Genomic DNA, 11,530 nt, shown 5'->3' with positions numbered 1-11,530 from the left:
TTAACAATAAGTTGAAGCTGATTAAAAGGCTAGGTTATGGCTTTCGTAATTTCGCAAACTTTCGATTGCGCTGCCTATTATCTTGGCACTTTAGTGTTAAATCTCCATAAGGGGATCGGTAGAACCCTTTTTTGTTATTTGTGGGTTGGGTTTGGAGAGATTCTAAGCCTTTCAGCATCCCGGAACCACTACCAGCGTGGTTTAAAGTGTGGTTCTTGATTGTATTAATATTAGGTTTGGCACTTCCCTTGTTAACAATGATTTTGTGGGGCGTCTGGTGGAGTTACCATCAAGTACTGATGGTGCTTGCTTCTTATTTTCTGATGCTGGGATTGCAAATTTTATCCGAAAAGTTAACGGTGCAGAGATTTCACTCTTGTGTGTGGGTGATGATACCTTGCTTGTACTTACCTTACCGCATCTGGCAACTATATCAAGGACTAACGCTTTTAAATCCCCTACCAGAACTAATTTGGGTACAAAAATTATTGATTTTAGAGATGATCTTGTGGATTTTTAACTATGGTGTCCACTTGTCGCAGTTACCAAAGTTACTACGTTGGGAAGCACCAACCAATTCTCATAACAGTATCAGTTAACTGTTCAGAAACTCCCCAAAAGCTGATAGCGTCAAACAAGGAAAAATATCGTTGTGGACGTTAAAGCTTGAAAACGCGTTCTAATTACTGGCAACTGCTGCCCTATCTGCGACCCCAATGGCAAACTATCAGTAGGGGATTTGTTGGGATTGTGGGATATGTGCTGGCGACATTAACGCTAATTAATCTCGCCGGAAAATTGGCAATTCCCTTTGGACAAGGTAATGTAGTAGCGATCGCCCAAATAGCCGGGACTTGTGCTTTAGTATTTCTGATCAGAGGGGTTTTTCAGTCTGTGCAAGATATGTACATGGCGAAAGCTTCTTTAAGAGTGGCTTTTCATCTGCGCCAACAAGTTTACGCTCATCTGCAAAAGCTAAATCTCAGCTATTTTGAAACAGCAAAAGCAGGTGATTTATCTTACCGCCTCACAGAAGATGTTGACCGAGTTGGCGAAGTTGTAAATAAAGTATTTCACGACTTTATCCCCTGCGTTTTGCAGTTGCTGGCAATTCCAATTTACATGATTTACCTAAATTGGCAGTTGACACTAGCGACGGTGATTGTTGCGCCACTGATGGGTATTTTAATTGGCTGGTTCGGCGAACGGTTACGCAAGTATTCTTTAACAAGTCAAAATCGTGTATCGGGTTTATCAGCAATTCTCACGGAAGTTTTTAGCGGTATCCGTTTGGTACAAGCTTTTGCTGCTGAAAATTACGAAATCGCCCGATTTGGTCATGAAGCTGAACGCAGTTTGCAAGCGAAATACTCGGCGGAACGGCTCAAAGCGATTCAGACTCCTGTAGTTGGGTTTCTGGAAGCTTTGAGTGCATTATCGTTGCTGATTGTGGGAGGATGGCAAATTTCCCAACGCAACTTAACGGTGGCGGAGTTTTTCAGCTATCTAACCGCAGCAGTGCTGTTAATTGACCCCATTGGCCATGTTACCAACAACTACAACGAATTTAAGCAGGGTGAAGCATCCGTTGACCGTGTTTTTGAATTGATGGCAATTCAACCGACGGTAGTAGAAAAGCGAAATGCGATCGCTCTACCTCCAGTTAGTGGCAAAGTAGAATATCATGATGTTTCTTTTGCTTATAAACCTGGTGAATCTGTATTAAAAGATATCAGTTTATTGGTTCTACCAGGTGAAGCGATCGCACTTGTGGGTGCTTCTGGTGCTGGTAAAACCACTTTTGTGAATCTCTTACCGCGTTTCTATGACCCTGTAGCTGGTCGAATCTTGATTGACGGTATTGATATTCGAGATGTCAAATTTCATAGTCTGCGGCGACAAATTGGGATTGTTCCCCAAGAAACCATTATGTTTTCCGGGACAATTGCCCAAAATATTGCTTTCGGACAAGACTCCTTTGATTTGGAAGCAGTTGCACAAGCAGCGAAAATTGCTAATGCCCACCAGTTTATCAGCCAACTACCAGAGGGTTATCATACTTGGGTGGGTGAACGTGGGGTAAACTTATCAGGTGGGCAAAGACAAAGAATTGCGATCGCTCGTGCTGTTCTCCTCAATCCACAAATCTTGATTCTGGACGAAGCTACATCTGCATTAGATTCCCAGTCAGAAGCACTGGTACAAGAAGCACTAGAAAGACTGATGCAAAATCGCACTGTATTTATTATTGCCCACCGTTTATCCACAGTCAGGCGATGCGATCGCATTTTAGTGCTCGAACAAGGACAAATTGTCGAATCAGGAACCCACGAAGCATTGCTAGCACTTGAGCGTCGTTATGCACGGTTTTATGCTCAGCAGTTCAGTTAGCTAGCGTATCAGTTTGAGTAGAAATAATTTGCTTGTGCTGTTCCTGTAGCCAGGTTTCAAAAAGTTCATTCAACAGCCGTACTTTCATGGGTTCATCTAGTTTTGCTGGGATGAATTTCTCCAACCGCACAATCACAAACCACTCGGCGACACGAGCCGGGGGCAATATTTGACCCGGTTGACTGCTAGAAAGCATTTGCACCATTATCGGATGTAATGCGCTCAGTTCAATGGGGCCAACTAAACCGCCAGTTTGGGCTTCTGGCCCGAGTGAGTATTCTCGCGCCACTTCTGCAAAAGAATTTTCTTGGGCTTGAATCCGAAAGTAGAGTTCTTGAGCAATTCCCACATCCTGGGTTCGCATAAGGGAGTAAATTACTTTGTCCAGCTTTGATTTGCACTGAAAAAAGTAGGATTCTACTTTTTTACCCCAAGTAGCTTGCTTAAATTTTTCAATTTTCAGCTTCCGAGTAGTAACAGCATCCAGTTGATTGGGAGTCAATCCTTGATATGCCATCCAAGTCCGGATGTCAGCATCAGTTGTTAACTGTTTTTCGGCATAAAACTGTTGTTGAGCTTGGGTTACTTCTTCAGGCGTACATTCTAATAGTGCTACTGCGGAGTGTGAGATTTGCTCAATCGCCTCGTCAATGATCAATTCCCGCTGCAACTGTGGCAGCATTTGATAACTTGCTAGTAAGGGAATCAGTTCACTAGGTGTGATTGTACGATTACCAATTTGGATCGCTTCAGTCATTAGCTTTCGGGCATATAAAAATAACTGGTCTGTTAAAGAAGCTATACTGTAGCCCACTCAGTGAGAGCTTTTGTATTAGTTCCGCCGAGTTAAGGCCCGCTAACTCTTTTTTTGCAACTATTAAATATTAATTTGTCGGCGTACTTTAAAATATACATGTTATGTGAGTTTTTATCAAAGATTTTACGTAAATATAGGGATTGGGGATTAGAGACTGGGGACTAAGGACTTTTGCAAGAGACTCCATGAGCTGCGCTCACAAGTAAAGATAAAAGTAGACTTGCCTTGAAAGAGTAGACTTTCAAGTCCTAAGCTTAAAATTCCAGGTTATAAACTTGAAATTTCAAGTTCTAAACTCGAAATTCCTAATTCTAGGCTTGAAATTACAAGTTCTAAACTCAAAGTTCCAAGTTTTAAAGTTAAAGCTCCAAGTTCTAAACTCAAAGCTTTAAGTTCTAAGCTTGAAATTCCAAGTTCTAAACTCAAAGCTCCAAGTTCTAAGCTTGAAATTCCAAGTTCTAAACTCAAAGCTCCAAGTTTTAATGCTAGTCTCCAGTTTTTTTCCAAAAACGCCGCCGTATACCCATACTTAACCCAAACGCTGCAACTGAACCCAAGAGAGTCCCCGGTTCGGGAACTGGTTCTATGGTGGCATTTCTTACCTCTAAGGCTGATGTAGTCACATAATCACCTGTATCTACCACCCCAAAGGCTAGAGTGTAAGTTCCCGGCTGACTGAAGGCATAAGAATTAATTCCCGTTTCCCGAATAAAGGGACTCGAAGCTTGGGTTGCATTAGTGAAGTCAGCCAACTTAATTAGCGTCTTATCCACCAAGAAGAAGCCAAAATCTTGGTAGCTGGTTTCATTCGTGCGAAAGTTCCAATCAAAGCGCAAGACATCACCAGCCGCAACAGTTACCGTATTTTTGATAGCAGACCCCTCTAATGCATCGCCCTCAATATCCAGAGCTTCAGGAACTAAGCCGAGAAACTCTTGCAAATCTGGCAAAGGATTTGCAAGACCTGCGGGATTACCGGAATAATTGAAAATTGTATCGCTTTGAGGAAAGTCATCATCTAGTAAAGCATTATTCGATAGATTAGCCTGACCCAAAGCCGGGGTAGTAACATCACCAAATTGCTGCCAATTACTAAAATCTAACTGGATAGCATCAGCAGAAGTTGTGTTTATTGTCATTCCAAAGCCCACAAGGCTGAAAAGACCTAGCTTGAAAGTTGAATGTTTGATGAATGTGGAAAGTTTCATGAAATTCCTTTTTATGGATGTACGTTTGGCAAAGAAATAAAGTGGGCTGTGGTAGCCGCCTAATACCTTTGGGGAAGTGGAAAAGAAAAAATTCTTTCAAGAAAGCTTTGGTGAGAGTGGTAAGTAGAAGGGCTTAATTAAATCAGAGCTAGAGTAAGGGATTTATCCCTTGAAAACCTTATATAGAAGGATAAATCGCTCACTACGAGCAAAAGCTTTATCTTAAATTTAATTACGTCTATCTACTTAAATACTCTCGCTGCTACAACTTAGAACAAGAAATTATCGGCGTTGGCTAAAGTCGCTTGGTCTAAACCTTGCACCGTTAGCAGAGTTGTGGAACGACCCCGACCCCCTAAGCCATCTGGGTCGATGAGCACGGTGGTATTGCTGCCTTTAGTCCCAAAACTCAAGTGGCCTTGTGTAGTGGCACTTTCGTAGTTGAGGTTGTCGAGACTCAAGCTTTGGAATAGTGTGAGCAAGACAATCTTGTCTGTACCAGCCACAAAATCAGTAATTTCATCCCCCGCATCTCGGATACTTGTGTAGACAAACTGGTCACTACCAGCACCACCCGTAAGGATATCTTTGCCTTTGAAGCCAGTGATGATGTCAGTGCCATTGGAGCCAACTAAGGTGTCGCGTCCTGACGTGCCATTAATTAGCTGATCGTTGTCTGTAATACTGACATTTATAGAATTAATTGCAATGTTGTTGTAGCTAGCATCAGCGCTTGTTGCCGTTAGGGTCAACGTGCTGGTGTGATTGCCTTCTACAACATCATCATCCACGGCTGCCACTGTGATAGTCTGAGCCTGATTCCAATTGGTAGCAGTGAAAGTTAGGGTATTGACATCGGCGGTAATTTGTGAGATGGGATTGATGGCGATCGCCACATCTGCGGTGGGTTGGCTAGTCAGCGCTACGGTATAAGTATCCGTTGCTCCGCCTTCTGTGACATTGGTGCTGCCATCCGTTTCCGCAATTGTTACACCTGCGCTCAGGATAGCTAACGAAATTGGCTTAGCTAGCACATTATTGGTTTTATCGGTTTCACCCTGGTTGTTGTTCCTATTTGCAGCAAACAACAGGTAGTAGTTACTGTTACTGCTTAAGCTATTAGGTAGGGTGATGTCCTCAGTAACCGTATAGCTAGCTCCTGCTGCCAGAGAAGTATTATTTTCTACTGAAGCATACTTAACAGAGACATCGTTGTCATCTAGAACATCGTCTGTGGAAAGATAAACTACGTCACTCCAGTAGTAAGCAAGTGCTGGAGAATTGCCCTGATTCTTGACAGTCCAGGATACTGATATAGTTTCACCAAAAGCAGCAGATATCGGGGCTGTAGCACTCTCGACGATAAAATCTGGGCCAGCAAAGTTAATCGGCACTGCCCGGATGTTATCTGTTTCATCGGTTTCGCCTTGGATGCCGGTTCTCTCCGATTCAAAATCGGTGATATTTGCATCCACCATAAACAACAGGTAGCCACTACCTCCTATACTGTTGGGAATGGTAATGGTTTGGTTGAGTGTATAGCTAGCTCCAGCTGCTAGTGGTGTTTGCTCCCCTATCGGCACCTCTATCAGTTTTGAATCATACTGATACTTGTCTAAAATATCGTCATACAGATCTAAAACATCGTCCGTGGAAAAGTAAACAGCATCATACCAATCAGTAGGAGCATAAAATTCTCCTTGGTTGGTAACAGTCCAGGACACATCAACTGTCTCACCTGTGATGGCTGGTGTTAAAACTTCGGCATCAGAAACTACCAAGTTTGGGGCATTCAATTGAATCGGTATCGCCTGGAAGCCTTCGCTGCCTATACGGTTGTAATAGCTGTAGCCACCAACGTAAACCCCTAAGTAGCGATCGCCTACAAAGTTAAAAGTATTAGCCAACCCATTACTCGATTCTTTATTACTGAGAAGGTAAATATCTGCGTAGGCTGTATAGCTGGCTCCTGGTGCTAGAGGAGTATCCCCTTCTGATGAACGGCTGCCTACCTGATAAAATTCGTCATCTCGTGCAATTCCACTTAGGTACGGTTGATATGAAATGTAAATGCCGTCATCAAAGTTGGAAGAAGCGATCGCATTACCTTGGTTGGTAACAGTCCAAGACACGCGGATAGTCTCACCCAACACCGCAGATGATGGGGCGGTGACATTAGAAATCACCACACCTGAGACAGTTAGGTTAATTGGTTGAGCAAATACATTGTTATCCTCATTTGTTTCGCTCTGGTCGTTGTTTCTATCTGTGGCAAACAACAAGTAGCGGCTACCCGCTGTAGCATCGTAGGGAATATAAGTACTCTGGGTAGTTGTATAACTATCCCCTGCTGCAAGAGGTGTATTGTTTTCTGAAGATACGCTGGTGACAAAGAGATCGCTGTCGTCTAGAAACTCGTCATCCGAAAGGTAAATGCTGTCATACCAGTTAGCAGTGGTGATCTCTTCACCCTGGTTAATGACAGTCCAGGACACATAAATGTTGTTACTTACATAGCCAAGTAGTGGGGCTGTCACAGAAGACACTATCAAATCAGGTTTAACCATAAATAATCTGTCTCCGATTTATTTAGAAAATCTGTTTTTTGCAATTAGTGGAGCTTGAAAAGCCTCTCTGCTATTTATAAAAATTGTCAAAGAATTACCAGAAAACACTAATTGTATTTCTGTTATTTAATACATTTTTTGAGCAGAATCACTTAAGTAATGTAGAGTGTAATTCTAATTGAGTGTATTAAAATCAAACTTAGTGTGAAATTACTCATTTCTTTAAAAAGAAAGCATTTTGGAAAAAACTTTCGAGAAAGATAAAGTTTTTGTGAAGTGTTATCAGTTGTAGTTTGTATAACTTTGCAGACGAAGAAACTCTAGAAAACAGTCGCTTCCTAGAGTTTCTTCGTCTTTAGTTGCGATCGGTTTTGAGCAGATTCAACCTATAAAGACTCTAAATAGCTCAAAAGATCCGCCATCTCTTGGACACTAGGTTGAAATTTTGGCATTGGCGGCGTTTCGCCACTAATCACTTGATTAATCAGTCCATACCGAGACTTGTGCTTTGAGACAGCTTGCAAACTGGGTCCTACTCGCCCATCTGCTTCTATTCCATGACAACCAGCACAGTTGATTTGAAAGATAGCGTGTCCTTGAACTGGGTTTCCTGTCAAAGATAGAACACTCTTGACGTAGGGATCAGAGGCTCGAACCAACTGAACACCAAAAAAGCCCAAAGGGACTGCTAGCAGTATCGCCAGAGCCAACAAAGCGATCCGCTGAATCAGAATTTCAGGTTTGGTAATCTGGTTATCCAAAAGGTTTGCTGTGAAAGTCTAGGTGTACTAAAAAGATTTCATTTCCTACACATAGCTTAAAAGTTCTTGATTGTGTCTGCAAGCACAGAAGAGGATTCTGTTGTCGGTAGTCGGGGTCTAAAAACGCTGTAGGACGCGGATTTGCGCCGGATTTGGTAAAATCAAAAACAGGAAACGAATATTTAATAATTGCAAAAAGGAGATTTACAGTGGTTGAACCCCTACTCTCAGGAATTGTCCTTGGTTTGATTGTGGTCACGCTCGCTGGACTGTTTTACGCTGCTTATAAGCAATATAAGCGCGACAACCAGTTGGGAGGGGGGTGAAAACGCTACCGCTGCACTAACGACGGGAACCGTCATCGCTCTTATTAGCGTCTCCTCTTGGGAGAAGACTGCGACCCCTTCACCGCTGTTTTAGCCTCTACGCTTGTGTACAACAAGTGAGTGCTATTAGCGGTAGCGGGGCGTTTAGTTCGTGCTGAGTGGGGAAGATGAGGAAGTAAATTAAAGATGCTTAACAATTACTCTGCCTCATCTCCCTCATCCCCAGATTCCACAATTTTGTAGAAAGTGAGAGCTGTATTACCATAAGCTTTCTGGCGGCAAATTTCCCAGGTGGAAATCAGTGGCGGTGTCCAACCTTGGGGGTTATGTTCAACTGCAATTTCGCCGCTAGGATCTAAAAGTTGATAATGAGCGATCGCTTCTATAACTGGCTGGTATAAACCACTAGCATAAGGCGGATCAAAGTAGATTCTGTCAAACTGCTTTCCTGATAAGGTCTTTAACTGTTGGATTGCGTCTCCCCGCAATACCTTCCATTTTTGCTTGGAATCCGCTACCGCCCGCCAGTTTTGTTGAATAATTACACAAGCTTGACTCGATTGTTCAATTCCCACTACTAAGCTGGCTCCTCTACACAAAGCTTCTGCGCCCATTGAACCAGTACCGGCGCACACATCCAGCCAGCGACAACCTGCTATTCCTACCTGCCAAATATTAAACACTGCCTCTCTTACCCGCCCACTGGTGGGTCTAGTCTCTTTTCCCGGTAAAGTTTTTAGCTGGCGATTCCCGTAAATTCTCAGGCTCATGATTGATTAGTCATTGGTCATTAGTCATTGGTCATTGGTCATTGGATATTAACAAAGGATAAAACACAAATGACAAAGGACAGATGAGAAAGGACAAAGGACAAATAATAAAATTCAAAATGGGATTATGCAGCAATTTTTTCGCGGACTTGAGCAACAAAATTAGACAAGATTTGCAATCCAATATTAGAGGATTTTTCCGGGTGAAATTGAACTGCCATCAGGTTTTCGTAGGCGATCGCAGCTGTTACAGTTTGAGTACCGTGGGTAACAGTTGCTGCACGGATTTGCGGGTCAATTGGGTCAACATAATAGGAATGAACAAAATATACCCAAGGATCTGATGGCAAATGCTCCCACAAAATACTTTTTGGCTGAGTCACTTGCAGCTGATTCCAACCCATGTGAGGAATGGCAATCTCAGGTTCTGGAATAAACCGCCGTACTTTTCCCGGAACAATTCCCAGTCCTGGTTGAGTACCTTCTGCACTCGATTCAAAGAGAATTTGCAGTCCTAGACAAATTCCCAAAAAAGGTTTACCAGATGCGATCGCATCTTTAATAGGTTGTTCCAAACCACGTGCCCGCAAGTGTTTCACTGCGGGATCAAATGCTCCTACCCCAGGCAAAATGACTGCATCTGCCTGTTCTAATTCCTTTGAAGAATAAGTAATATTAGGAGTTGCTCCAGCTTTTTCCAAGCCTTTGCAGACTGAGTGCAAATTTCCCATCTCGTAATCTACGACCGCAATTACTGGCATTTACCTGCTCCTTGTAAATTTATTATGGAGGGTTTTTCTATTCTAAATAATATTTGTTATGAAGAAAAGAATACTATTAATTTCTTTTGCCACTTGGTTAAGCGATCAACAGTCAAATTCTTCCGATGATTTATTACTAGAAGTTACCAAACTTGAGTTGCTCCCCCATGATTTAACTTTTTTACGCCAGTTACCCGTAGATGTGCAGCTTGTTAGTTCTCAGGTAGTTGAAAAAATCAATGAAATGCAACCTGATTGCATCATCTGTTGTGGAATGGCTGCAAGCCGTAGGCAATTAAGTGTCAAAATCAACTCACAACGGATTGTATTTTTGTCCACATTCCGGTTGTAAATCAAGAAAATTTGCTAGATATCTTGCAGATTTCGTATTAATTATTAACAATCTGGCACTTATATAAAGTTGTCAGCGTCTTTTTGGAGGACAAAATATCTAAAGATATGTGGCCATTGTTACTATTTTTTCCGATCGCGCAATTAACTCCTGCTACACCACCGCCTGAAGAAGTGGTACAACCACAAGAAGTGCGTCCTTTACCAGGCAAGCTGGATACAATACCAACGTTTAACAGCAATAGTCCAGAATTAGTTTTGAAAGAAGGGATTTTACTCTCTACCTTTCCACCAGATAATAAAAAAGTGCCAACGGCGCATCTGAATTTTCCCTTTCGGGGGCGATTTGATATTTTTGCTCACCACGTTGCTAAAGCTGAACCACCAGAGAATTTGCAATCTCTATATCTAGGGATAATTTTGCACAACCCTGGTTTACAACCAGTAAAAGTAAACATTTGGCAAGCGGCGAGTTATTTAAGTCAACCAGATGCGCCATTTATTCAGTTACCATCTTTTAGTCAAAATCTTCTGGGTACAATTTTTGCAGGGCCGGGCGATCGCGTCATGTCTGATGTTTTAAGAGGAAGGCGACAAGAAATTTTCCCTGCTCAAATTGAAATTCCACCAGGGCAAAGTCAAATGTTACTAAATCTGCCAATTCCCGTGCAAGGACTAACGCCGCCCTTAAATGGTCGCTCTACATTGATGCGACTGTGGAGTAGTGGTACTGTCTACGCAGCTAGCCTAGCCATGTTTGCACGCACAAATCCTTATGGTAGTGAGCGATCGCCTACTTTAGCAGAGTGGCAAAATTTGCTAGATAATAGTGACTTAGCTGGGCCACGTGATAAAACCCCTACACCCCTGGAAGATATCGGCAAGCCCAGAGTGTATGGACGTGTTGCTGGAGTAGCTAGGGGTTCCCAGTGGAGAGCTTTTTTGGTGGATAGCCCTAAAGCTAGGTATCTAACTATTCCACGACCTGGCCAAGTGTTTTCTTACGCTCTGAGTACACTGCATGGCGGTACTCTGGGGACTGGTCAAATTCAGAGTGCAACCATGCTGGTGCGCTATCCTGACACCGCATATCGCGCTCACGGAAACTATGCGATTCAATATAGTCTCAAGTTACCGCTATATAACAATAACCAAAGTCCTCAAACTGTGAGTTTATCCATGCAAACGCCACTAAAAGAGGATCAGTTAGTAAAACCTGGTTTACGCTTTTTTAGTACACCAGCCCGTCAAGTCTTCTTCAGGGGTACAGTGCGGGTACGTTACAAAGATGATCAAGGTCAGTCACAAACCAAGTTTATGCATTTGGTGCAAAAGAGAGGTCAACCAGGGGAACCCTTAGTTTTATTAAATATAAAACCAGGCGATCGCTCCTTAGTAGAAGTAGACTTCCTCTATCCGCCCGATTCTACACCACCGCAAGTATTAACAGTGTCAACCCAGGCTGAAAAACGGTAAAAAAAGAGTGATGGGTAATGGGTAATATAGGATTCCTATTTGATTTTTGTAAAAACTGCGTACACCTCTAACTCCCATGCCCCATGCCCCATGCCCCATGCC

13 protein-coding genes are annotated in these 11,530 nt (G+C 42.7%); 6 read left to right on the top strand and 7 right to left on the bottom strand.

Annotated elements, in window-relative coordinates; all coding sequences use genetic code 11:
* The 3 genes from IQ246_RS25965 to IQ246_RS25955 all read left to right on the top strand — a co-directional run.
* On the top strand, positions 1 to 110 hold a 110-nt coding region (locus IQ246_RS25965), incomplete at its 5' end, for a transposase (protein WP_194004204.1).
* A gap of 30 nt (positions 111 to 140) precedes the next feature.
* Positions 141 to 599 carry a hypothetical protein gene (locus IQ246_RS30660; RefSeq protein ID WP_194006192.1) on the top strand — a complete coding sequence of 153 codons (459 nt, stop codon included), beginning with the start codon at positions 141 to 143 and terminating at the stop codon, positions 597 to 599.
* A 67-nt stretch (positions 600 to 666) separates the two neighbouring features.
* Positions 667 to 2,391 (top strand): ABC transporter ATP-binding protein, encoded by a 1,725-nt coding sequence (locus IQ246_RS25955; RefSeq protein ID WP_194006191.1) that lies wholly within the window; start codon positions 667 to 669, stop codon positions 2,389 to 2,391.
* Here the strand turns inward: IQ246_RS25955 and IQ246_RS25950 are convergent.
* From IQ246_RS25950 to IQ246_RS25930, 5 genes are all read right to left on the bottom strand, one after another.
* Positions 2,384 to 3,148 carry a peptidylprolyl isomerase gene (locus IQ246_RS25950; protein WP_194006190.1) on the bottom strand — a complete coding sequence of 255 codons (765 nt, stop codon included), beginning with the start codon at positions 3,146 to 3,148 and terminating at the stop codon, positions 2,384 to 2,386. The two genes, IQ246_RS25955 and IQ246_RS25950, sit on opposite strands and share 8 nt — an antisense overlap.
* 327 nt (positions 3,149 to 3,475) lie before the next feature.
* Positions 3,476 to 3,715 (bottom strand): hypothetical protein, encoded by a 240-nt coding sequence (locus IQ246_RS25945; RefSeq protein ID WP_194006189.1) that lies wholly within the window; start codon positions 3,713 to 3,715, stop codon positions 3,476 to 3,478.
* Entirely contained in the window at positions 3,694 to 4,416 is a 723-nt protein-coding gene (locus IQ246_RS25940; protein ID WP_194006188.1) for a PEP-CTERM sorting domain-containing protein, read from the bottom strand. The genes IQ246_RS25945 and IQ246_RS25940 overlap by 22 nt, the downstream gene beginning before the upstream one ends.
* 269 nt (positions 4,417 to 4,685) lie before the next feature.
* The gene (locus IQ246_RS25935) at positions 4,686 to 6,983 is read right to left on the bottom strand and encodes a CARDB domain-containing protein (protein WP_194006187.1); all 2,298 of its coding nucleotides are present in this window, start codon (positions 6,981 to 6,983) and stop codon (positions 4,686 to 4,688) included.
* Between the two features lie 386 nt (positions 6,984 to 7,369).
* Entirely contained in the window at positions 7,370 to 7,744 is a 375-nt protein-coding gene (locus IQ246_RS25930) for a cytochrome c (protein ID WP_194006186.1), read from the bottom strand.
* A gap of 209 nt (positions 7,745 to 7,953) precedes the next feature.
* On the opposite strand from IQ246_RS25930, the gene petG reads away from it, so the two are divergent.
* Positions 7,954 to 8,070, top strand: coding sequence for a cytochrome b6-f complex subunit V (gene petG / locus IQ246_RS25925; RefSeq protein ID WP_162398169.1), 117 nt, complete (start codon positions 7,954 to 7,956; stop codon positions 8,068 to 8,070).
* Between the two features lie 197 nt (positions 8,071 to 8,267).
* On the opposite strand, the gene rsmD is transcribed toward petG, so the two are convergent.
* Positions 8,268 to 8,840, bottom strand: a complete 573-nt coding sequence (gene rsmD, locus IQ246_RS25920) for a 16S rRNA (guanine(966)-N(2))-methyltransferase RsmD (protein ID WP_194006185.1) — start codon at positions 8,838 to 8,840, stop codon at positions 8,268 to 8,270.
* Positions 8,841 to 8,965: 125 nt separating this feature from the next.
* Positions 8,966 to 9,601 (bottom strand): imidazole glycerol phosphate synthase subunit HisH, encoded by a 636-nt coding sequence (gene hisH, locus IQ246_RS25915; RefSeq protein WP_194006184.1) that lies wholly within the window; start codon positions 9,599 to 9,601, stop codon positions 8,966 to 8,968.
* 58 nt (positions 9,602 to 9,659) lie between these two features.
* Here hisH and IQ246_RS25910 point away from each other — a divergent pair, with 58 nt between their 5' ends.
* Positions 9,660 to 9,953 carry a hypothetical protein gene (locus IQ246_RS25910; protein ID WP_370588541.1) on the top strand — a complete coding sequence of 98 codons (294 nt, stop codon included), beginning with the start codon at positions 9,660 to 9,662 and terminating at the stop codon, positions 9,951 to 9,953.
* A gap of 107 nt (positions 9,954 to 10,060) precedes the next feature.
* Positions 10,061 to 11,428: a DUF3370 domain-containing protein gene (locus IQ246_RS25905; RefSeq protein WP_194006183.1), complete on the top strand. Its 1,368-nt coding sequence runs from the start codon at positions 10,061 to 10,063 to the stop codon at positions 11,426 to 11,428.
* Positions 11,429 to 11,530: the final 102 nt, after the last annotated feature.

It is taken from the genome of aff. Roholtiella sp. LEGE 12411, assembly GCF_015206995.1.
GTDB lineage: Bacteria > Cyanobacteriota > Cyanobacteriia > Cyanobacteriales > Nostocaceae > Komarekiella.
This window is presented reverse-complemented; position numbering and strand designations above follow the sequence as displayed.

Bases quoted from the DNA above. Each gene is read 5' to 3' on its own strand.
- hisH (WP_194006184.1), bottom strand. From the start codon at position 9,601: ATGCCAGTAATTGCGGTCGTAGATTACGAGATGGGAAATTTGCACTCA.
- IQ246_RS25910 (WP_370588541.1), top strand. From the start codon at position 9,660: ATGAAGAAAAGAATACTATTAATTTCTTTTGCCACTTGGTTAAGCGAT.
- IQ246_RS25935 (WP_194006187.1), bottom strand. From the start codon at position 6,983: ATGGTTAAACCTGATTTGATAGTGTCTTCTGTGACAGCCCCACTACTT.
- IQ246_RS25950 (WP_194006190.1), bottom strand. From the start codon at position 3,148: ATGACTGAAGCGATCCAAATTGGTAATCGTACAATCACACCTAGTGAA.
- rsmD (WP_194006185.1), bottom strand. From the start codon at position 8,840: ATGAGCCTGAGAATTTACGGGAATCGCCAGCTAAAAACTTTACCGGGA.
- IQ246_RS25905 (WP_194006183.1), top strand. From the start codon at position 10,061: ATGTGGCCATTGTTACTATTTTTTCCGATCGCGCAATTAACTCCTGCT.
- IQ246_RS25940 (WP_194006188.1), bottom strand. From the start codon at position 4,416: ATGAAACTTTCCACATTCATCAAACATTCAACTTTCAAGCTAGGTCTT.